The sequence below is a fragment of the Streptomyces ipomoeae 91-03 genome (assembly GCF_000317595.1).
Classification (GTDB): Bacteria; Actinomycetota; Actinomycetes; order Streptomycetales; family Streptomycetaceae; genus Streptomyces; species Streptomyces ipomoeae.
In genome coordinates this window covers 1-21,205 of sequence record NZ_AEJC01000285.1, presented here as the reverse complement: position 1 = coordinate 21,205, position 21,205 = coordinate 1, and the positions used below count along the sequence as shown (strand labels likewise).

At 72.3% G+C, this 21,205-nt stretch carries 20 protein-coding genes; 8 read left to right on the top strand and 12 right to left on the bottom strand.

All coding sequences use genetic code 11. The features are described from left to right. The first annotated feature begins 28 nt into the window (after window positions 1-28). Genes STRIP9103_RS18830 through STRIP9103_RS51600 form a run of 3 tightly spaced genes read left to right on the top strand, consistent with a single transcriptional unit; the run spans window position 29 to window position 3,323 of the window. Window positions 29-1,423: an FtsW/RodA/SpoVE family cell cycle protein gene (locus tag STRIP9103_RS18830; RefSeq protein ID WP_009314660.1), complete on the top strand. Its 1,395-nt coding sequence runs from the start codon at window positions 29-31 to the stop codon at window positions 1,421-1,423. Continuing rightward, window positions 1,420-2,883: a peptidoglycan D,D-transpeptidase FtsI family protein gene (locus tag STRIP9103_RS18825; RefSeq protein ID WP_009314646.1), complete on the top strand. Its 1,464-nt coding sequence runs from the start codon at window positions 1,420-1,422 to the stop codon at window positions 2,881-2,883. The genes STRIP9103_RS18830 and STRIP9103_RS18825 overlap by 4 nt, the downstream gene beginning before the upstream one ends. Before the next feature lie 53 nt (window positions 2,884-2,936). Continuing rightward, entirely contained in the window at window positions 2,937-3,323 is a 387-nt protein-coding gene (locus tag STRIP9103_RS51600) for a hypothetical protein (RefSeq protein ID WP_009314661.1), read from the top strand. A 37-nt stretch (window positions 3,324-3,360) separates the two neighbouring features. Here the strand turns inward: STRIP9103_RS51600 and STRIP9103_RS18815 are convergent, their stop codons facing one another. Then, entirely contained in the window at window positions 3,361-4,158 is a 798-nt protein-coding gene (locus tag STRIP9103_RS18815) for a hypothetical protein (protein ID WP_234022240.1), read from the bottom strand. 186 nt (window positions 4,159-4,344) lie between these two features. Between STRIP9103_RS18815 and STRIP9103_RS18810 the strand changes: the two genes are divergently transcribed. The 4 genes from STRIP9103_RS18810 to STRIP9103_RS18795 all read left to right on the top strand — a co-directional run bounded on the left by STRIP9103_RS18810 (window position 4,345) and on the right by STRIP9103_RS18795 (window position 7,754). Further along, window positions 4,345-5,283 (top strand): AurF N-oxygenase family protein, encoded by a 939-nt coding sequence (locus STRIP9103_RS18810; protein WP_009314653.1) that lies wholly within the window; start codon window positions 4,345-4,347, stop codon window positions 5,281-5,283. 61 nt (window positions 5,284-5,344) lie between these two features. After that, window positions 5,345-6,070, top strand: coding sequence for a TetR/AcrR family transcriptional regulator (locus STRIP9103_RS18805; RefSeq protein ID WP_009314648.1), 726 nt, complete (start codon window positions 5,345-5,347; stop codon window positions 6,068-6,070). Window positions 6,071-6,080: 10 nt separating this feature from the next. Beyond that, window positions 6,081-6,386 (top strand): hypothetical protein, encoded by a 306-nt coding sequence (locus STRIP9103_RS18800; protein ID WP_009314672.1) that lies wholly within the window; start codon window positions 6,081-6,083, stop codon window positions 6,384-6,386. A 99-nt stretch (window positions 6,387-6,485) separates the two neighbouring features. Further along, window positions 6,486-7,754: a C40 family peptidase gene (locus STRIP9103_RS18795; RefSeq protein WP_048820541.1), complete on the top strand. Its 1,269-nt coding sequence runs from the start codon at window positions 6,486-6,488 to the stop codon at window positions 7,752-7,754. On the opposite strand, the gene STRIP9103_RS18790 is transcribed toward STRIP9103_RS18795, so the two are convergent. The 5 genes from STRIP9103_RS18790 to STRIP9103_RS18770 all read right to left on the bottom strand — a co-directional run bounded on the left by STRIP9103_RS18790 (window position 7,694) and on the right by STRIP9103_RS18770 (window position 13,912). After that, a complete protein-coding gene (locus STRIP9103_RS18790; RefSeq protein WP_048820540.1) occupies window positions 7,694-8,938 on the bottom strand; it encodes a styrene monooxygenase/indole monooxygenase family protein in 1,245 nt (414 codons plus the stop codon). The genes STRIP9103_RS18795 and STRIP9103_RS18790 overlap by 61 nt on opposite strands. 70 nt (window positions 8,939-9,008) lie before the next feature. Beyond that, complete coding sequence (locus tag STRIP9103_RS18785; protein WP_199790551.1) at window positions 9,009-9,773, bottom strand: GTP-binding protein; 765 nt, start codon at window positions 9,771-9,773, stop codon at window positions 9,009-9,011. 79 nt (window positions 9,774-9,852) lie between these two features. Further along, the gene (locus STRIP9103_RS18780) at window positions 9,853-10,377 is read right to left on the bottom strand and encodes a DUF742 domain-containing protein (protein WP_009314663.1); all 525 of its coding nucleotides are present in this window, start codon (window positions 10,375-10,377) and stop codon (window positions 9,853-9,855) included. Further along, on the bottom strand, window positions 10,374-10,901 hold the full coding sequence (locus STRIP9103_RS18775; protein ID WP_009314682.1) for a roadblock/LC7 domain-containing protein: 528 nt from the start codon (window positions 10,899-10,901) through the stop codon (window positions 10,374-10,376). The genes STRIP9103_RS18780 and STRIP9103_RS18775 overlap by 4 nt, the downstream gene beginning before the upstream one ends. Continuing rightward, complete coding sequence (locus STRIP9103_RS18770) at window positions 10,898-13,912, bottom strand: sensor histidine kinase (protein WP_009314645.1); 3,015 nt, start codon at window positions 13,910-13,912, stop codon at window positions 10,898-10,900. The genes STRIP9103_RS18775 and STRIP9103_RS18770 overlap by 4 nt, the downstream gene beginning before the upstream one ends. 379 nt (window positions 13,913-14,291) lie before the next feature. Here STRIP9103_RS18770 and STRIP9103_RS18765 point away from each other — a divergent pair, with 379 nt between their 5' ends. Further along, window positions 14,292-15,077: a protein phosphatase 2C domain-containing protein gene (locus STRIP9103_RS18765; protein WP_048820539.1), complete on the top strand. Its 786-nt coding sequence runs from the start codon at window positions 14,292-14,294 to the stop codon at window positions 15,075-15,077. 72 nt (window positions 15,078-15,149) lie between these two features. Here the strand turns inward: STRIP9103_RS18765 and STRIP9103_RS18760 are convergent, their stop codons facing one another. From STRIP9103_RS18760 to STRIP9103_RS18735, 6 genes are all read right to left on the bottom strand, one after another. Beyond that, on the bottom strand, window positions 15,150-15,644 hold the full coding sequence (locus tag STRIP9103_RS18760) for a MarR family winged helix-turn-helix transcriptional regulator (protein WP_009314650.1): 495 nt from the start codon (window positions 15,642-15,644) through the stop codon (window positions 15,150-15,152). A 151-nt stretch (window positions 15,645-15,795) separates the two neighbouring features. After that, the gene (locus STRIP9103_RS18755) at window positions 15,796-17,082 is read right to left on the bottom strand and encodes an ABC transporter permease (protein WP_009314649.1); all 1,287 of its coding nucleotides are present in this window, start codon (window positions 17,080-17,082) and stop codon (window positions 15,796-15,798) included. Next, on the bottom strand, window positions 17,079-17,819 hold the full coding sequence (locus STRIP9103_RS18750) for an ABC transporter ATP-binding protein (protein ID WP_009314656.1): 741 nt from the start codon (window positions 17,817-17,819) through the stop codon (window positions 17,079-17,081). Before STRIP9103_RS18750 ends, STRIP9103_RS18755 begins: the two co-directional genes overlap by 4 nt. Continuing rightward, window positions 17,816-19,399 (bottom strand): peptidoglycan-binding protein, encoded by a 1,584-nt coding sequence (locus STRIP9103_RS18745; RefSeq protein WP_009314652.1) that lies wholly within the window; start codon window positions 19,397-19,399, stop codon window positions 17,816-17,818. The genes STRIP9103_RS18750 and STRIP9103_RS18745 overlap by 4 nt, the downstream gene beginning before the upstream one ends. Then, entirely contained in the window at window positions 19,392-20,321 is a 930-nt protein-coding gene (locus tag STRIP9103_RS18740; RefSeq protein ID WP_141572112.1) for a hypothetical protein, read from the bottom strand. Before STRIP9103_RS18740 ends, STRIP9103_RS18745 begins: the two co-directional genes overlap by 8 nt. Before the next feature lie 112 nt (window positions 20,322-20,433). Then, window positions 20,434-20,838 (bottom strand): peptidase inhibitor family I36 protein, encoded by a 405-nt coding sequence (locus tag STRIP9103_RS18735; RefSeq protein WP_009314665.1) that lies wholly within the window; start codon window positions 20,836-20,838, stop codon window positions 20,434-20,436. Between the last annotated feature and the right edge of the window lie 367 nt (window positions 20,839-21,205).

Below are 21,205 nucleotides of genomic sequence, written 5' to 3'. Positions count from 1 at the left end.
AGACATCCCGTTTGGGTAAGTTCCGGACATGAACACCGAGGCCGGAACGACCCTGGCGGCGGATCCCGCGGACCCGTCCCCGCCCGCCGTACGCCTACTGCGCCGCAGAGGCGTCGAGTTCACCCTCACCGTCGCGGCCGTCCTGCTCTCCGTCTACGGCTACTGCGCCGTCGGTCTGGCGAAGAACGGCACCGTCCCGCCCGGCGCCGCCGATCACGGCGCCGGGCTCGTTGTGCTCGCGCTGGTGGCCCATCTCGCGGTGCGGCTGCGGGCACCGTACGCCGATCCGCTGCTGCTGCCGATCGCGGTGCTGCTCAACGGGCTGGGCCTGGTGCTGATCCACCGGCTGGATCTGGAGACCCCGGCGGACCGGGCGGCGCCCGCGCAGTTGAACTGGTCGACGCTCGGCGTGGGACTGTTCATCGTGGTCGTGGTGCTGCTGCGCGACCACCGGGTGCTCCAGCGGTACGCGTATGTGTCGGTGGCGGCGGCGCTGGGGCTGCTGGCGCTGCCGATCCTCTTCCCGCCCGTCAACGGGGCCCGTATCTGGGTGCGGATCGCCGGATTCTCCCTCCAGCCCGGCGAGTTCGCGAAGGTGCTGCTCGCGGTGTTCTTCGCCGGCTATCTCGCGGCCAACCGCAACGCGCTGGCGTACGCCGGGCGCCAGATCTGGCGGTTCAAGCGCCTCCAACTGCCCACCGGGCGCGTCCTCGGCCCGATCGTCACCATCTGGCTGCTGAGCGTCGGGGTGCTGGTCCTGGAGCGGGACCTCGGCACCTCGCTGCTGTTCTTCGGCCTGTTCGTGATCCTGCTGTACGTCGCCACGGGCCGCACCGGCTGGATCGCGGTGGGGCTGCTGCTGGCGTGCGTGGGCGCGATGGCCGTCGGCTGGCTCGAACCGCATGTGCACACCCGCGTCGAGGACTGGCTGCATCCGTTCGCGTCCATCGAGGCGGGCCAGGGTGCCAATCAACTCGCCCAGTCGCTCTTCGCGTTCGCCGCCGGCGGGCTGCTCGGCACCGGACTCGGCCTCGGCCACTCCATCCTCATCGGCTTCGCCGCCAAGTCGGACTTCATCCTGGCCACGGTGGGCGAGGAGCTGGGCCTCGTCGGCCTCACCGCCATCTTCCTGCTCTACGCCCTGCTGGTGGAGCGCGGCTACCGCACCGGCCTCGCCCTGCGCGACCCCTTCGGCCGGCTGCTCGCCATCGGCCTGGCCTCCATCATCGCCCTCCAGGTCTTCGTGATCGCGGGCGGCGTGACCGGGCTGATCCCCCTCACCGGCATGGCGATGCCGTTCCTCGCCCAGGGCGGCTCCTCGGTCGTCACCAACTGGATCATCGTCGCCCTGCTGATGCGGCTCAGCGACTCGGCCAGGAGCCAGTACGACCGGTTCGACGGCGTGGGGGCGAGGGGCGCGTGACCAAGTACATCCGCCGCGCCGCCGGCCTGTGCGCGCTGCTGCTGGTCGCGCTCCTCGTCAACGCCACCCGCGTCCAGCTCTTCCAGTCCCGGACGTACGACGACAACCCGGCCAACCGCCGCCCGACGATCGCCCGTTGGGGCCAGCCGCGCGGGAACATCCTGGTCGGCGGCCGTCCGGTCACCGGCTCGAAGGACACCGGGGAGCAGCTGCGCTACGAACGGACGTACCGGGACGGCCCGTTGTACGCGCCGGTGACGGGCTTCGTCTCGCAGGTGTACGGGACGACACTCCTGGAGCACGCGGCGGACTCCGTCCTCGACGGCAGCGACCCGCGCCTGTCCTTCCTGCCGCTGTGGAACGACATCACCCGCGACCGGAACCCCGGCGGCCAGGTCGTCACCACCATCGACGCGGCGGCCCAGCGCGCGGCCTACCGGGGCCTCGGGGCGCGCCGGGGCGCGGTCGCGGCGCTCGACCCGGCCACCGGGCGCATCCTGACGCTGGTCTCCCGGCCGTCGTACGACCCGGGGGTGCTGTCCGGGAACGGCCGGTCGGTGACGGAGGCCTGGGCGCGGCTGAACGGGGACGAGAGCAAGCCGATGCTCAACCGGGCGGTGCGGCAGACGTATCCGCCGGGTTCGACGTTCAAGGTGGTGACGGCCGCGGCGGCCATGGACGCCGGGCTGATCGCCGACCTCGACGCCCCCACCCGCTCCCCCGACCCGTACACCCTGCCGGGCACCACGACCTCCCTCTCCAACGAGGTCGACGGCTGCGAGAACGCCTCCCTTCGCCATGCCTTCGAATGGTCGTGCAACACCGTCTTCGCCAAGCTGGGCGTGGACGTGGGCCTGGGTGCCATGCGGGACACGGCGAGGGCCTTCGGATTCAACGACTCGGGCCTGCGGATCCCGTTCTCGGTCGCCCCCAGCAATTTCGACACCGAGATGGACAGGGCACAGCTGGCGCTCTCCTCGATCGGCCAGTTCGACACCAGGGCCACGCCGCTCCAGATGGCCGTCGTCACCGCCGCCGTGGCCAACGGCGGCCTGGTCAGATCCCCGTACCTGGTGGACCGCACCACCACGGCCGCCGGCCGCACCGTCTCCGCCACCGCCGCCCGAACCCTCCGCCAGGCCATGACCCCCCGCACCGCCCGCCGGCTCCGCGACCTGATGCGGGGCGTCGTCGAACACGGCACCGGCACCAACGCCGCCCTCCCCCACACCACGGTGGGCGGCAAGACCGGCACCGCCCAGCACGGCATCGGCAACTCCGGCACCCCCTACGCCTGGTTCATCGGCTGGGCGCAGGCGGAGGACGCCCTGGAACCCCAGGTGGCGGTTGCGGTGGTGGTGGAGGACGCGGAGGCGCCGCGGGGCGACATCAGCGGAGGCGGCGACGCGGCCCCGATCGCGAGGGAGGTGATGAGAGCGGTACTGAAAACCGCCGACTAGCGGCAGCGCCCTTCTTGGTACTCTCCGCACCTGACGGCGAGGGGGAGGCGATCGTGGGAGCGGAGGCGTCGAGTCCTGCGAGACCCCGGTTCAGAGGAATCGGCTTCGGCGTCCTCTTCGGCGGGCTGACGGCGGTGGTGTCCCTCGCCGCCATCGGGAGGGCATGGGCCGCTTGTGACATCGGCGGCGGTGCGGCGGCCAACGGCATGACCTTGCTGTTGCTCGCCCCTCTCATATGGATCGCCGCCGCGGTTCCGTGGGTGGTCCTGCACAGCACCCTCGGAAGACGTCACCGAGGGGCGGCGCTGGCCGCAGGGCTCGTCTTCACCCTGTGGTTCACCTGGTTCCTGGTGACATGGCTCGGCATGCCGAACTCCTACCCCGCCCCCTTGTGCCCGGGCAACGTCCCACCCTGGTGGCCGGGCTTCCTCCCCGCGTGACCGCGCGGCGCAGGCCGTGAACGATCGCCCGACGTGGTCAGCCGATCGGCTTCCGGATCTCGGAGCGGATCTGGTGGACCCGCTCGGCGAAGGCGTCCAGATCCACCTCGGCGGGCTCCCGCGTCACACCTTCGGCGTTGATCTCCAGAACGATCGCGCCGGTGTTCCCGTCCGCCCAACTGCACATCGGTACGGTCACCTCGGTGCCCGCTTCCTCCATGACTCCCACCTGGCAGGTGAGCGTGGTGTCCGAGCCGGACGGCGTGAAGTCCTCCGGCTGCACGGCGACGGACACACCGTCGCTGTCGGCCGCGCCCTCCAGCATCCGCTCACGGGTGTCATCGGCGTTCTTGAAGCGGCCGTACATCCCCGAGATCGCCAGACCGCCCGCCGCGTCGTCGCCCGAGCTGTACTGGCCGATCGCGGCCTTGATGTCCCGCGCGTCCCAGGCGCCTTCCGCCTCCTCCTCCAGCTCCTGCCCCTCGGAGTCGGAGAGGTCCTGGTCCAGCTCGTACTCACCGTCGAGCAGGGTCTCGGGCAGCGTCAGCATGTACTCGGCCTCGGGAAAGCTCTGCTCGTTCTTGAACCCCAGGACACCGAGGCCCACCACCCCCACCACGATCAGGCCGACGACTCCGCCCACGACGGCGAAGGCGATCTTCAGCCCGTTCTTCTTGGGCGGCGGCGGGGGCCATGCCCCGGGGTGGGGCTGACCGTACGGCGCGGCCGGCGGCTGACCGTAGGGCTGTTGCTGCGGGTACGGCTGCCCGTAGGCACCCTGGTACGGCTGTTGCGGCTGCTGGCCGTACGGGTACTGGGGCTGCTGCGGAGGCATGGACACGCCAGAACGCTACACGACCGCACAGACCCCCAACCTCCGTAGACGAGTCGTCAACAAGTGCCGCTCAAGGGATTGACGGCCTTGCTGACAAGTAGTCTCATAACCGGTGACCGCCGGTAAGTACTGCCGGGAGCCCAGGGATTCGGCCGGGCGCCCCCGTACCAGGAGCTGATCTGAGCCATGACGACGGTGACCTCGATCTCCGAGGCGGAGGTGCTGCGCGACGCGCTCGGGCTGCTCAAGGACCGGGAGCGGGTGGCGGAGCGGCTGCTCGTCTCCTCCGCGAAGCACTCGTTCGACCCGGACAAGGAGCTGGACTGGGACGCGCCCTTCGAGGAGGGGAAGTGGTTCTGGCCGCCGGAACTGGTGTCGCTGTACGGGACGCCGCTGTGGCGGCGGATGTCGGAGGAGCAGCGGATCGCCCTGTCGAAGCACGAGGTGGCGGCGCTGGCCTCGCTCGGCATCTGGTTCGAGATCATCCTCATGCAGCTGCTCGTACGGCACATCTACGACCGGGCCGCGACCAGCGCGCATGTGCGCTACGCGCTCACCGAGATCGAGGACGAGTGCCGGCACTCGAAGATGTTCGCCCGGCTCATCGGCAAGGGCGGGACGCCGTACTACCCGGTGAGCCGTCTTCACCAGAGCCTGGGCCGCCTCTTCAAGACGATCTCCACCACCCCCGGTTCCTTCACGGCCACCCTCCTCGGTGAGGAGATCCTCGACTGGATGCAGCGGCTGACCTTCCCCGACGAGCGGGTCCAGCCGCTCGTCAGGGGCGTCACCCGTATCCATGTCGTGGAGGAGGCCCGGCACGTGCGCTACGCCCGGGAGGAGCTGCGCCGCCAGATGGTGACCGCGCCCCGCTGGTCCCGGGAGTTCACCCGGGTCACCTCGGGCGAGTTCGCCCGTGTCTTCTCGGTCGCCTTCGTCAACCCCGAGGTCTACACGAACATCGGTCTCGACCGGCGCGAGGCCGTCGCCCAGGTCCGGGCGAGCGCCCACCGCCGCGACATCATGCAGACGGGTGCGAAGCGGCTCACGGACTTCCTGGACGACATCGGGGTGCTGCGCGGGGTGGGCCGCCGCATGTGGAGGTCGTCGGGGCTGCTGGCCTGAGGACCACGCCCCCGGGCCACTGGGCGCCCCGGCCCGGCGGCGCAGCCCTTAGGCTGCCCGTATGACGTCCGAGGCCCCCACCCGCGCGTATCGCCGACTGAGCGTCGAGGAGCGGCGCGGTCAGTTGCTGGACGCGGCGCTGGAGCTGTTCGCGCACCGGGCGCCGGAGGATGTGTCGCTCGACGACGTGGCGGAGGCGGCCGGGGTCTCCCGTCCCCTCGTCTACCGCTACTTCCCCGGCGGCAAGCAGCAGTTGTACGAGGCAGCGCTCCGCTCGGCCGCAGAGGAACTGGAGCACTGCTTCGACGAACCGGCGGTGGGCTCCCTCACCAGCCGGCTGGCCCGCGCCCTGGACCGTTACCTGGCCTTCGTCGACGGGCATGACGCCGGGTTCAGCGCGCTGCTCCAGGGCGGCAGCGTCGTGGAGACCTCGCGGGCGACCGCCATCGTGGACGGGGTCCGGCGGGCGGCGGCCGAGCACATCCTGCGGCACATGGAGGTGTCGGAGCCGGGCCTCCCGCTGCGGATGACCGTCCGTATGTGGATCACCTCCGTGGAGGCCGCCTCCCTCATCTGGCTCGACGAGGGCAAGCGGCCGGACATGGGCGAGCTGCGCGACTGGCTCGTCGAGCAGTTCGTCGCCTGCCTCGTCGCCACCGCGGCCCGGGACTCCCAGACCGCCGCCGTCGTACGGCAGGCCCTCGCCCTGGAGACTCCCGACGGCACCGTCGCCGCCCTCGCCCACCGCGCCCTGCCCGTGGTCGGCGACGCCGCCCACCTGCTGTGACACTGGTGCGGTGAAGAGCCAAGACACCCCCTTCGTCGGCGGCCCCCTGGACGGGCGCGTCCTGCCCGTGCTGCTCGGCATCACCGGGCACCCGCCGAAGACGTACCGGGTCCCCGTGCCCGACCCGGCCGGCGGCCCCCCGACCGTGCTGGTGTACCGGCGGGTCGACGCCGGCCGCGGCGGGCTCCTGCACCAGCTGTGGAAGTACGAGTACGACCCCGGGGCGGACCCGAGCCGCCGCCTCAAGTGGCCGTGGTCGGGGCCGGGGAGACGATCCGTCACGCCGCCGGAGCAGCAGCGCCCCACCGACGAGTGACCCCCCGGGCCGGACGGCCCACCCGGCGCGCGCTCACCCCCTGCTCGCACGAGTCTGCCGGTGCGAGGTGGACGGCCCACCCGCATCGGAGGTGATGACATGTCAGCAAGGCTGCCGCGCCTGGTCTGTACGGCGGCGGTGACGGCCGGTGTACTCCTCTCGCCCACCCCCACGCTCGCCGCGCCCAGACCGCCCACACCCGCCACGGGCGTGCCCGAGCCCCCGGCCCCCACCACGGACGTACCCGGATCCCCGGCCCCCGCCACCGATCCGCCCGAAGCCCCCGCACCCACCCCCCGCAAACGCTCGGTCGCCGCCCTCCTCACCGACCTCCACCGGCTCTATCGCAAGGCCGAGGAGGCGACGGAGGCGTACAACGCCACCGAGGAGGAGCTGAAGAAGCAGCGGGCCGAGGTCACGGGACTCGACAAGCGGCTCGCCGACGCCCGGCTCTCCCTGTACGACAGCCGGGGCGCGGCCGGCCGGCTGGCCCGGCAGCAGTACCGGAGCAGCAGCACCGACCTCTCCCCGTACGTACGCCTTCTCCTCACCCGCGACCCGCATCGCGCGCTGGAGCAGGGCCACGTCATCGGGCAGGTCGCCCGCGAACGCGCCGAGACCGTGGCCCGCATGACCGGCACCGAGCGGGAGACCGACACCCTCGCCCGCAGGGCCCGCGCCGCCCTCGACCGCCAACTCACCCTCACCGAACGCCGCAGGACGGAACGCGACGCCGTACGCGCCCGCCTGACCGAGGTCGAAGAACTCCTGGCCTCCCTCACCGCCGACCAACTGGCCGAGATCGAGACGCGGGAGCGGACCACCGCCGCCCAGGCCCAACAGGACCTGGTCACCTCCGGCGCCCTCAGCCCCCCACGCCCCCCGACCAGTTCAGGAGCCAAGGCCCTGCGCTACGCGATGGCCCAGATCGGCAAACCGTACGAATGGGGCGCCGAGGGCCCGCACTCCTTCGACTGCTCAGGCCTCACGTTCCGGGCCTGGACCCACGCGGGGCACCCCATCCCCCGCACCAGCCAACAGCAATGGGCCCAACTCCCCCGAGTCCCGTTGAACCGAGTCCGTCCCGGCGACCTGATCATCTACTTCAAGGGGGCCAGCCACGTGGCCCTCTACGTGGGCAACGGCAAGGTGATCCAAGCCCCTCGCCCGGGCGCCAGGGTCAAGATCTCCCCGATGGCGGCCAACCCCATCCTGGGCGCCGTGCGCCCGGACCCCAAAGCCAAGCCCTTGAAGCACTACAAGCTTCCAAAGCTCCGCACCGCAGCGGCAGAGGAAACCGACAGGGCCTACGGCGCGAAGGACCCGGCCGCCTCGGCCACATACGCCTCGGTCTTCCCGGCGTCGTAGAAGTACCCCTCGAAATCGGCCGGATCGTCGAACCCATTGGCAAAACGATCCGCCACCCCCGGCAACCCCTCAGCGGCCCCGACCAACCGCAGGACATGCTCGGCCGGCGGAGCCAACATCGTGTTGGTCCAGGTGGTCACCGGCCCCGCGATCTCCCAGAATCGCTCGAACGTCCGCCGCATCCACGCCTCGTCGAACTCCTTGTCCCCGTGTTCGAGAATCGCGGCGAGATAGACGGCCGCGCACTTGGCCGCCGTGTTGGCCCCCTGCCCGGTCAGCGGATCGTTGGCCACGACGACGTCACCGGCGCCCAGGACCGGCCCTCCGCCGGGCAACTGGGCGACGGGGTGCCGCACGACAGGGGTGTAGCGGCCGACGAGCGCGGCCCCCGCGTCCGTCGGCTCGACCCCGGCGGTGCGGTCGTACTCCCAGGGAACGTACCGCCGCATGAGGTCGAGAGTGAGCGCCAGGTGCCCCTCGGCGTCACGGACGTCGCCGAAGGCGTCGAGCGGGCCGCCGGGCAGGCCCAGCCAGAACAGGGCGTCGGCGCGGCCGGAGGTGGTGAGGACGGGCTGGACGATGAGTTCGCCGACGCCGGGCACGAGGTTGCAGCGGGCGGCGTCGAACTCGGGGTGCTCGGGGCGGGGGCCGAGGCCGTGCACGTAGACGGCGGCGAGGGCGCGCTGCGGCTCGGTGTACGGGGAGCGGGCGGCGTCGCGGCGGAACATGTTCACCAGCTCGCCCTTGCCGGCCGTGACGAGCACGAGGTCGTACATGCGGGAGAAGTAGTCGAGATCGGAGACGGCGGCGCCGTGGATGACCAGTTGGCCGCCGCGTCGGGAGAAGGTGTCCAGCCAGCCGGCCATCTTCACCCGCTGGTCGATGGCCTGGGCGTAGCCGCGGAGCCGCCCCACCCAGTCGATGGCGCGGTGGCCGTCCGGGCCGGCGACGGACACGCCGACGCCCTCGATCCTGGGCGCCTGGGACTCCCAGAAGTTCAGCCCCAGATCGCGCTCGTGCCGCAGTGCCGAGTCGAACATGCACTGGGTGGACATGATCCGGCCCGTGCGTATCTCGTCCGGTGTCCGGTTGGACATCAGCGTGACCTCGTACCCGTGCGTCTGGAGGCCCAGGGCGAGTTGGAGCCCGGACTGGCCGGCTCCGACGACGAGTATCTTCCGCATCCGGGGTTCGTCTCCCACTTGGTCTTCCGCGCCCGTTGCGCGCCTGCCGGGGCTGTCGGCGCGGGCCGGGCTACTCGGGGCTGAGTGATATCGCGTGCGCGCAGAGGGCCAGCAGGGTCTTCATCACCGAGGTCCTGTCGCGCGCGTCCATGATCATGACAGGTACGGGGTCCGGGACGCTCAGCGCGTCCCGTACGTCCTCCGGTTCGTACCGCACACTGCCGTCGAAGACGTTGACGGCGACCATGTACGGCAGTCCGCAGCTCTCGAAGTAGTCGAGCGCGGGGAAGCAGTCGGACAGCCGGCGGGTGTCGGCGATGACGACCGCGCCGATCGCGCCGCGCACCAGGTCGTCCCACATGAACCAGAACCGCTCCTGGCCGGGCGTGCCGAACAGGTAGAGCACGAGGTCGTCGGCGAGGGTGATGCGGCCGTAGTCCATGGCCACGGTGGTGGTGTACTTCTCCGGGGTCGCGGAGAGGTCGTCCGTGGCGGCGCTGGCCTCGGTCATCAGCGCCTCGGTCCGCAGCGGGGTGATCTCGGAGACCGCGCCGACGAACGTGGTCTTGCCGACGCCGAAGCCCCCCGCGACCACGATCTTGGTGGCGATGGGGGCGCGGCTGAGATCGGTCTGCCAGGCCTTCAGCTCCTCCTCGGGCTCGGGCTCGGGCTCCGCCTCGGCCCGGGGCTCGGGCACGGTCGCGGCCCGGGGCTCGGGCACGGTCGCGGCCCGGGGCTCGGGCACGGTCGCGGCCGGGCAGTCGAGGCCGGGCGAGGCTGCCCGGGCGAGGCCGCCGGGCCGGGAGACGTCGACGTCGAAACGTGGGGCGTTCATGTCGACGCGGAGGGCGTCGCCCGTGACGCCCGGGGTGACGCCGGCCGAGGCGGCGGGGTTGACGCCGGCCGAGGCGGCGTCAGAGACGGCGGAGTCCACTCAGCACCCTTTCCAGCAGAGCACGGTCCGGCTGTCCCGGTCCGTGACCTGTTCCGTACACACGGATCTTTCCCTGGTCCGCGAGATCGCTGAGGAGGACGCGGACCACGCCGAGCGGCATCTTCAGCAGCGCGGCGATCTCCGCCACCGTCCGCATACGGCGGCAGAGTTCGATGATGGCCCGCATCTCGGGCATCACCTTGGTGTTGAGTGAACCTCCCCCGCTGCCGAACGTGTGGGCGGTGCCCCCGGGCAACTCCGGCCGCTCCGCCGTGGCTTCGAAGCGTTCCGTCGCCGGGGCTTCGAGGACGGCGACGAAGGTCTCCACGAGCAGGACGTGGCCGAAGCGGGTACGGCCGCCGGTGAGCGAGTAGGGGCGTACGCGGGCGGGCCTGCGGTCGCCGCCGCGCACGGGGAGTTTCTTCTGCGCGCCCCGCTGTATCCCCGGGCGCTTCGCCGATGTCGGCTTGGGCGCACGCGACTTGGTCTTTCGCGGGCCGGTCATCGACCGCTCCCGGCCGCCTCGGTCTCCCGTACGGCCCCCCTCTCCGCCTCCAGCGACTGGCGCAGCTCGCTGCGGAGTTCGGGGGTGAGGACATGGCCGGCGCGGCCGACGAAGAGCGCCATGTGGTACGCCACCACGCTCATGTCGCAGTCCGGGGAGCCGTGTACGCCGAGCAGCGAGCCGTCGCTGATCGACATCACGAAGAGGCTGCCCTCGTCCATCGCGACCATCGTCTGCTTGACCCCGCCGAACTCCATCAGCTTGGCGGCGCCGATGGTGAGGCTGCCGATGCCGGAGACGATGGTGGCGAGGTCGGCGGAGGAGCCCTTGGGGCCCTGGGGGCGGTCTTCGCGGGTCTCTCGGGCCGCCGCGTTCCTGCCGGGGTCGGAGGAGAGGAGGAGCAGACCGTCGGAGGAGACCACCGCGACCGACAGCAGCCCCGGCACCTCCTCGACGAGGTTGGTCAGCAGCCAGTGCAGGTTGCGGGCTTCACTGCTCAGGCCGAAGGTCGTGGGCGCGGTCAACTGCTTGCCTCCTCGGAAGTGCCCCCCGTGGTGTCAACTGCCTCTGTCCGGTACTGACGTGCCTCGGGCATCCGCGTCTCGCCCGACTGCTCGGCGATCTCGGCCTCCACGTCGCGGCGTCCCTCCCTGGCCCCCTGGTGGAACCCACCGAGCCTGCGCCTGAGTTCCTCGGCGTTCACGCCCCCGGCGCGCGGCCTCGGGGCCGTGGGCGCGGGTGCGGTGATCCTGGGCGTGCGCTTGGGCAGGCCCTTGTCGGTGAGGCGTGGTGCCTCCTGGCCCCGTGGCTCCTCGGCCTGATCCCGTGGCCCCTCGGCCGTGCGCGCCGCGTCCCCCTCGTCGGCGGCGCGCTCATGGGTGTCGGGTCCGATGGCGTAGGGGCCGTCGGGCTCCTCGTCGGCGGCCTCCTCCGGTGCCGCCGGGGCGAAGAGCTCCATCGTGGTCTCGGAAACGGACTCGACCCGGTCCTCGCGCTCCGGCTCCGCCCGCTCGTCCTGCCGTACGAACGCGTCGGCGTCTGCGGCCGTGTCCCCGTCGTCCGTACGTACGGCTCCGTCCGCGTTCCCCGCGCGAACGGCGCTGTTCCCGTTCTCCTCGTGTCCGGCCGTGTCCGCGTTCCCCGCGCGTACGGCCGTGTCCGGGTCCTCCTCTTCCGCGGCGTACGCCGCCGCTTCCGTGTGCGCGCGGGCGGATTCGGCCGTCCCCACGGCCTCCCTCGCCCGCAGTGCCTGTTCCGCCGCCTCGATGAGCGGGTCGCCGTCGCCCTGCGGTTCGCGTACGGGGACGCCGCGGCCGGGCAGGGCGCCCGAGTTGGCCTCGGCGTCGATGCCGGGCAGGGTCAGGTTCGGGGTGAGCCCGGCCGGGGTGCCCGTGGGCACGTCGGGGGTCTGGGCCAGCAGCGACGTCGGCAGGACGACGACCGCGGCGACACCGCCCGGGTTCTGCTCCCGCAGGTGTACGGAGGCGCCGAGCCGGTGGGCGAGGCGGGCCACGACGTACAGGCCGAGGCCGAGCCCCTCGCCGTCCTCCTGGTCGTACGGGGCCTCGGGGTCGAAGTCGCTGATGCGGGAGTTGAGCTTCGCGATCCGGTCGGCGGGGATGCCGATGCCGCCGTCCTGGACGGTGAGGGTGATCTCGCCGTGCTCCGTCAGCCGGCCGGAGATCTCGACGGACATCTCGGGCGGCGAGAACGAGGTGCCGTTCTCCAGGAGTTCGGCGAGGAGGTGGCTGAGGTCGTCGGCGGCGAACCCGGCGACGTGCGCGCCCGGCGGCAGCGTGGCGATGCGGACGCGCTCGTAGCGCTCGATCTCGCTGACCGCGGCGCGGACGACGTCGACGAGCGGGACGGCGCCGGCGTGGTGCTGGACGTGCTCGTGGCCGGCCAGGACGAGAAGGTTCTCGCTGTGGCGGCGCATGACGGTGGCGAAGTGGTCGAGCTTGAAGAGGGTGGCGAGCCGGTCCGGGTCCTGCTCGCGCTCCTCCAGGGACTCGATGACGGCGAGTTGCCGCTCCACGAGGCCGAGGGTGCGCAGCGCCAGGTTGACGAAGGTGGCGTGGAGGCTGTGCTTGACCTTCGCCAGATGGTCGGCGGTCTCGGCGAGTTCGGCGCGCAGCCGGTCGCGGTCGGCGGCCATGGTCTGGCGCTGGCCGATGAGGTGCTTGCGGTCGCCCTCCAGGGGCGCGAGACGCTCGTGCAGCGCGAGGGCGTGCGCCTGGAGCGCGTTGACGGAGCGCACGACCTGGGCGAACTCGTCGTTGCGGCCGGTGAACTTGATGGGTTCCTCGGCGACCGGGTCCCCGGCGACGCGGGCCGAGCCGATGCGCAGCACCGCGAGCGGGCGGGTGAGGGAGCGGGCCATGCCGGTGGCGATGCCGACGGCGACGAGCATCAGGGCGCCGAGGACGGCGATCCGGATCTCCAGCGCGGTGACGTCGTCGTCGCGCAGCTGGGCGAGGTCCTTGCTGCGCCGGTCGTAGAGGGAGGACTCGGCGCCGCGCATCAGGTCGACACGGGCGGAGAGCGCCGCGTTGACCTTCTTGGCGCTGGTGCCGGTCTCGCTGTCGGCGAGGGTGGGCTGGTCGGTGAGGTCGGCGAGGTACTCGTCGGCGGTGTCGGCCTCGGGGCCGGTGACCGTGGCGTCGTAGGAGGAGCGGGCGGCGGTGGGCGCGGTCTCGCGGAAGTCGGCGAGGGCGGCGTCGGAGCGGACGCGGGCCTGCTGGGCGGCGGCGGTGAGGGCGTCGCGCTGCTTCCGGTCGGCGGCGGAGGCACCGGTCGTGGTGGTGGGCAGCCCGGTGACCGGGTCGGTGACGGTCTGGGTGGTCGTCGGGACGCTGAGCGCGGCGACGAGCAGTCCGCGGACGGCGGCGGCCTGCTGGACGGCGGTGTCGAGTTCGGCGAGGGCGTGCGCGCCGCCGCCCGCGCGGGGCGGCAGCTGCTCGGCCAGCTCCTCGGCGAGGGCGTGGAGTTCGGTGACGACGGCGGTGTACGCCTCGTGCGCTTCGAGAGCGGTGCTCTCTCCGGAGAGCGCCGCTTTCCGTACGTCGGCGATGGAGGCCATGTCCTCGCGCAGCGCGGCGGACGTGTCACTGTCCGCGCTCAGCTCCCGGACCTGGAGGTCGACGCGGTCGCTGCGCTGCTCGTCCGGCGCGCCGGACTTGGGCCGCCCGGCGGCGATGTAAGCCGTGACCTCGTCCCGCTCGTCGGCGAGCGCGTGGGCGAGCGTGAGCGTCTCCTCGGTGCGCTCGGCGAGCGTCACCAGGCTCTGGCTGTCGTGCAGTTGCTCCGAGGCGGCGAGGATCGAGGGCGCCCCCGCGCCCGCGATGGCGGCGGCCACGACGGCCACGGCGACGAAGAGCCGGTTGCGTACGTGCGTCTTCCGCCCGGTGCCGACGGTGGGAGCGGGCCGACCGGCCGCCCCCTGCGGGGTCGGTGAGGCCGCGGAGGCCTTGGCAGCCCCCTGAGCCGCCTTCTTGGCCGCCTTCTTCTCTGCGCGCCGAGGCCGCGTCTTCTGCACCGGTGCTCGCATTCCTGACTCGTGTACCCATGGGCCCGGGTGACGTTCCGTCAACTGGTCAACTAAACGGCCGTCCCCCCGGTACGGCTCCCGACCCTCCCAGTGCCGGTGGGCAGTGGTCCCGCATCATCAGTCCCGCCACCCGAAGGAGTGAACATCCCAGGGGAGTTGGCGGGCAAGTTCCTCCGGCGCGTGCCGATGCCCTGCTTGGCGGGCCGGTTGGACGTGGGCGACGCGCTTTGGCAGTATTCGCCGCCGCGCTTCACCACTGACGATCATTCCATGCCAAACCCGACGCCCGATCCGAAGGGTCCGGTCCGTACGGCAACCATTGTCGGCCTTTCACGGATCTTGTGGAGGGCTCGTGCAGACTGGCCGAATGCGAACCGAACTCGTCTCGGAACCCGGCGACCCCGCCCGCCCCAACGAGGACTTCGCGTCGGTCGCCCTACCCGCGGGCGGACAGGGCGGTGCCCTCGTCCTCCTCGACGGTGTGACCCCACCGCCCACCGACTACGGCTGTCGACATTCGGTCGACTGGTTCACGTCCCGCCTGGGCGGCGCCCTGACCGAACTGTCCGTTTCCGGGCGGGATTCCCCCCTGGCCACCGTGCTCTCTTCGGCCATTTCTCGTACCGCCCAGTCCCACACCCAAACCTGTGACCTTTCTCACCCGCGCACCCCACAGGCCACGGTGGTCCTGACCCGCTGGTCGACGGAGGCCGTGGAGTACCTGATCCTGTCGGACTCGGCCCTCCTCCTTCAGGCCCCGGACGGGACGGTGACGGCGGTACTGGACGACCGTCTGTCCCGCGTACCACGCGCGTCGTTGGCGACGGCCGCGATCGCCGACTCGACGGTGCGGAACAAGGAGGGCGGCTTCTGGACGGCGGCGGCGGACCCGTCCGTGTCCGAGCGCGCCGTGACGGGCGTGGTGCCGCGCTCGGGTGTCCGCGCCCTCGCCGCACTGACGGACGGAGCGACCCGATGGGTGGAGAGGTTCCACGAGGGCACCTGGGAGGACTGCTTCACGTTCATGCGAAAGGAGGGTGCGCGGGGGTTGGTGCGGCGGGTGAGGGAGCTCGAATGCGCCGATGTGGAGGGCGAGTTCCCGCGGCGGGGGAAGCGACACGACGACGCGAGCGCGGTGTTCGTGGAGCTCTGAGCCGGGACCGCTTCGGGGAGCTTTGAGCTCGGATCGCTTCGGGGAGCTCTGGCCGCTTCGTACGCCCGGCCCTCAGCCCTCCGCACCCCGGTTCAACTGATGCAGCAGCCGGGCCAGTTCGGCGACCTCGTCGCGGTCCCAGCCGGCCATCTGGCGGACGTAGGCCGCGCGTCGTGCGTCGCGGACGGCACGGAAGCGGGCGCGGCCCTCGTCGGTGAGGTGGACGAGCCAGGCGCGGCCGTCGGCGGGGTCGGGTTCGCGGGCGATGAGGCCGAGGTGTTCGAGGGCGCGGAGCTGGCGGGACATGGTGGCCTTGCCGACGCCGATGTAGGCGGCGAGTTCGGTGGCACGGAGGCGTCCGGTCTCGTCGAGGCGGGCGAGGAGGCCGTACGCCGCGGACTCCAGGTCCGGATGGACCGCCCGGGCCATCTCGCCGGACTTGGCCCGCGCCCGCCGCAACAGCACCGTCAGCTCCCGCTCCAGCGCCAGGAACGCCTGGTCCATCCCGCCCGTCGGCGCAGGGGTCGTACCCCGGCGACCGTCGTCGTTTCCGCCTTCGTCGTGCATGCGCCGCTCCTGAATCCGATGGAAGTGCCCGCCATGGGCTGCCGTTTCCGCAGCTCCGACAGTATTTCGCAGGGTCGGGCCGGGGAGGGCGCCCGGATCAGGTGTCCGCCCCTGGCCCGCCGCGGGCGACCTTCGCGGGACCACGCCGGCGCTACCTGCGCAGGGCCTCGGCGGGTTCGACGCGGGAGGCCCGCCAGGCGGGGTAGAGGCCCGCGAGGACACCGGTGGCGAGGCCGATGAGCGGGGCGGCGGCCACGGTGCCCGGATGGATGACGGCCGTCCAGTCCCGTACGACGGCGACCGTGAGCACGGTGAGCACCCCGAGCGAGGTGCCGACCAGCCCGCCCAGCATGCCGAGCGCCCCGGACTCCGCGAGGAACTGGCCCAGGACATGGCGCCCCCTCGCCCCCAGCGAGCGTCGCAGACCTATCTCCCCGGTGCGTTCCAGTACGGCGACCAGCGTGGTGTTGGCGATGCCCACGGCCCCGATGACCAGGCAGATCGCGGCGAGGACGAGGAAGAGCTGGTCCAGGTCGGAGGTGACCGACGTACGCAGGGACTTCGGGTCGGGCGGTGGTACGGCCCTGAAGAGGCCCGGCAGGTCCGGGCGAAGGGCGAGCGGGGCCTCCTCGGCGATCTGGACGGCCGCGCCGACCCGGGTGGAGATCAGCATCCCGGCGCGGCTCTGGGTGGGCGGCCCCCACAGATCGGCCGCGGTCGTACGCGGCACCACGACGGAGAGCAGCAGATCGGCCTTGCGTTCCACGTCCGCGACGATGCCGATGACCGTGAAGGGGACCTCACCGATGAAGACGGCGGGCCGGGTGTCGAGGGTGGTGATGCCGAGCCGGGCCGCCGTACCGGCGCCGATCACGGCGACCCGCTGCCGCTCCCTGTCATGCCAGGAGTCGAAGACCCTGCCCTGCCGCAGCGTCGGCCGGGCGGCCCTGAGCGTCCCGGAGGACGCGGCGAGCACCGGCACCTCGTCGCCCCGGGCGCCCGACCCGACCGGCGCGGCGCGCACGCGGCGGGCGGCGGGGGCGTCGACGGTCCAGTAGACCCCGGCGGCCTCGACACCGCCCAGGCGCTCGATGCGGCGGTCGGCGTCGTCCGGGAAGGAGAGGGCCGGTTTCACGGGCTCGTCGCCGCCGGTGTCCTCGACGGTCACCTCGGTCGCGGTCAGGGAGTTGAAGCGGGAGTCGATCTGGGAGGAGGCCGTGGCGGTCAGCCCGAGGATCGCCACGAAGGTGCCGACACCGAGCACGGTCCCGAGCGCGGTGAGCGCGGAGCGCCCGGGACGCTGCAGAACGCCGGCGACGGCTTCGGCGAGGAGGTCGCGGAGAGCGAGACGGGAGCGCTCGACGACGGGGGCGGACCGTCGGACCCGGCGCACGACTGTCGACGGCCCCCTCGTACCGCGTCCCTGCCCGGCCCTCATACCGCGCCCCTCTCCGGCCGGCCCGGCTCGCTCCGCTCGCTGAGCACCCCGTCCCGGATGGTGACGGTGCGCTGTCCCCGGGCGGCGACGGCGGGATCGTGGGTGATGACCACGAGGGTCATGCCGTCGTCGTGCAGCGCGTCGAGGAGGCGGAGCACGGACTTGGCGGTCGCGCTGTCCAGGCTGCCGGTGGGCTCGTCGCAGAGCAGGAGTGAGGGGCGGGCGACGAGGGCGCGGGCGATGGCCACGCGCTGGCGTTCGCCGCCCGAGAGCCGCGTGGGCGGTGCGTCGGCGCGTGGACCGAGCCCGACCCGTTCCAGCGCCTCCCGCGCACGCGCCGCCCGTGCCGCCCGCCGTAACCGGCCGCCGTACATCATCGCCAGCTCGACGTTCTCGCGGGCGCTGCGGTGGGGCAGGAGGTGGAAGGACTGGAAGACGAAGCCGATGCGCCGCCCCCGCAGCGCCGTGCGCTCGGCGTCCTTCAGCGCACCGGTGTCGTGACCGTCCAGCAGACAGACGCCCGCGGTGGGGGTGTCGAGCAGCCCCGCGATGTTGAGGAAGGTCGACTTCCCGGAGCCGGAGGGCCCGACGACGGTGACGTACTCGCCGCGCCCGACCCGCAGATCGCAGGGCTTGAGGGCCTCGACCGGGGGCGGGCCGGGGTAGGTGAGGGCGGCGCCGCGCAGTTCGAGGACGGGGGTGAGGGCGGGGCCGCCGTCGGGTGTGGGCCGCGTCATCCGGCGTTCTCCCCGTCCGTCACGGCTTCCCCGCCGGTCACGGCGTCCCCGCGTGTCATGTCTCCCCCGCCGGTCACGGCTTCCCCGCCCGTCACGCCGACGATCACGCGGTCGCCCGCACGGAGTCGGCCCCCGTCGAGGGGGCGTACGGCGACGAAACCGTCGCCCGTGGTGCTCGTCGCCACCTCCGTGCGCCGGCGGCTGCCATCGGCCCCGTACACCGTGACGACGGACTTGCCGTCGGCGCCGGCGGAGATCGCGGCGACCGGTACGATCAGCACCTTCTTCTTGGAGGAGCCGGCGGTCACCGTGAGCCGGACGTCCTGACCGGCGAGCTTCACGGGAAGCTTCTTCGTGGGTTCGACCAGCACGGCGTAACCGCCCCCGCTCCCCTCCCCCGAGCCACCGTCCCCGGCGTTCTGGCTGTCGCCGACGTTCCGGCCGGCCTCCTCGGACACGGTGGTGACGGTGCCCTCGGCCGTGGTTCCGGTGGCCTCGGAGAGGATCTCCACCTGTTGCCCGGCCCGGACGAGTTCGCGCTGCTCGGGGCCGAGTCCGCCCTGGACGACCAGGTCGCCCGAGGAGACGGTGAGGAGTTCGGCGCCGGGCCCGGCCTCGGCGCCGACCCGGGTGCCCAGCCGGTCGACCCGGGCGGGGACGCTCCGCAGGAAGACCACCTCGGCGGCGGGCAGCATGGGCCCGTCGACCGCCTCCAGCGCGGCGCGTTCGGCCTTGGCCGCGGCCAGGTCCTCCGCCGCGCGGGTCTTCGCCTTGCCCTTCGGCGCGTCCTCCCAGGCGCGCTCGGCCTGGGTCACCGCCCGCTCGGCGGCGGTCAGCGCGGCACCGCCGTCGGCCGTGGCGGGCAGCGGCTCGTAGCCCCGGGAGGCGTAGAAGGCGGTGAGGGCCCGCTTGGTCCCGGCACCGAACGTGCCCTCCGGGTCGGGGGCGGTACCGTGGCCGAGACGCGCGAGCGCCCGCTGCAGTTGGGCGACGTCGGCGCCGTGCGCGCCGGGCTTCAGATCACGGTAGGCGGGCAGGGTGCCTTGCAGGGCGAAGAGCGGGCGGCCGGAGATCTCGACCAGCACCGAGCCCGCCTTTACCTGGGCGCCCTCCCGCAGCGGGGTCCTGGTCACCACCGCGCGCACGGCGTCCCCGCCGCCCGCCGACACCGCCGTGATCTCGACGGTCTGGTCCGCCCGTACGGTGCCGCGCAGCACGACGGAGTCCTTGAGCACCCGGTACTCGACCGGAGCGGTGAGCACATCGGCCGGGGGCGGTCCCTGCGAAGCGGCCCGCTCCGCCGGGGACTTGACCATGGTGGCGGCGCCGATGCCCCCGGCCGACAGCACCACGGCCGCCGCGACGACGGTCGCCAGCAGAGCCCGCCGCCGCGCGAGCGACGCACCACCGCGCTCGTCCACGACTCCGGCCCCGGCGTCATCGGCGGCACCGACGTCCCGTGGTGCGTCCCCGGCAGCCTCGGGCACCGTGCCGGACGACGGTTCCTCGACCTCCGTCTTCTCGTCAGAGGTCCCCTCGGCCGCCCCCTCCGATCCCCCGTCCCCGCGCTGTTCAGGCACCGTTGCCCGCCAGTCGCCCCGAGTTGCGCAGGATGGCGTCGACGGTGCGCTTCACATCGGCCATGCGCTCGGCGTTCTTCTCGATGTACTGCTTCTCGTACGCGGCCTGCACGGCCCACCACACGCCGACGACGTTGGCCTGCTGCTTGCAGGCGACATCCGCCTCGGCCACCCGGATCTCCGTCCGGCCCGCGGGGGCAGGGGTCTTCCACCGGTCGTCGTCGTTGGCCTGCATCGGGTCGTCGTAGTCGTGGCCCGACTTCTTCATACAGGCGCTCCACTTGCCGAAGACGTCCTTCACCCGCTCGTCGGCGTCCACGCGGGAGCGGAGCGCGACCCGCTCGTTGGGCAGTCGGAGAAAGGTGTCGGTCCCGTCCTCGCCGAGGGTCTCGCGGTTCGCCTCGCCCTGGCAGCCGCCCTTCGGGACCTGCTCGCCGTCGACCTGTTTGCCGGCGTTGCTGCCGACCAGCACCGCGCGCTCCGCCGCGGTGGGGGTGGTGTCCTCGCCGTCGCCGTCGTCCTTCCCGCCGGAACCGGCCCGGTCGGGCACCCGGTAGCCGGAGGCCGCGGCCGTGTTCGCGTCGACGAGGAAGTAGTAGCGGGTCTTGTCGGGGCGGAGGTCGGGCACCTTCTCGGCGTCGAGTACGACGTCCAGGGCCCGGAAGTCGAAGCCGAACCGGGACATGCACTCCCGGATCAGCAGCCGCTGCGCCTTGAGGTAGGCCTGGTACTGCTCCTTGGTGAGGACATAGGCGTCCAGCGGCAGATCGGGGATGTCGGCGCTGCTCCGCACCTGCGGCACCTCGCCGAGCTCCGGCACGGACGCGCCCTCGGCGTCACCGTCCGCCGAGCAGCCGGAGAGGAGGGCGGCGGCGGCCAGGGCCACGGCCGGCCAGGGGAGAGGGAACCGAGTCCGGCTCATGGCGGTCCAAACCTCCGGGTGGGAGACCTTCTGGGAAACTTCCGCCCAGTGGCGCCGGCGGATTCCGGCCGTCGGCGCCACCGCTCACCGTGAGACGACGCTCACGGGAGGATCAGGAGTTCTGGGACGACGAGGCCTTGTCGTTCATGGCGTCGCCCACATAGCTGCTGTTCGTGTACGCGCCGTAGCTCGCTCCGCCGAAGTTGTCGTGCTCCCAGAGCTTGGTCTCGCAGTCGGAGTAGCCCAGGAAGGACGAGACCGTGTCGTTCCACCCGTAGGGGGAGTACGAGCTGAGCTGCCAGTCCACATCGGGGTTGGTGTCACAGCCGTAGTCGCCGTTCAGGGTGAACGACGCACCGCCGTAGTTGCTGTGCTGGTAGTGGACGACGTGAACCACCGCCAGGGCACCCACGTCCTGAGTCGTGTCGTTGGTGGGCGCCGCCTGGGCCGGGGCCACGGCCCCGAGCACCGCCGCGCCGGTCAGCGCGGCAGCGGCGAGTACGGATCTGATGCGCATGAGCTGTTTCCTCTCACTCACTTGACGAGGTGGAACGGAAACGTGCTGCGAAGACCTCCGGGGGTCGTACACAGCCCCGGAGGGATGGAGCGGCCTCACTGTCGTGCAGGCGACAGCTGCGGGCAAACCGCCAACTCGCGTTCCGGACAGGGGAATTGACGGCTTCCCCACGGCTCCCGGGGCCTTCTCCCCGGCCGGCGCGGACCGCGGACGCCGTATTACACAGGGTCTTTACAGAAACTTTACGGAAACTCCACAGCCCGGCATTATCAGCATGCACATGACGCAAGTTGGTCCGGAAACATCCCTCTCCGGACGGCGTTCCGCCACCGCCCGAGGCCGGCAGGACGCCGGCAACGCGTGTGGC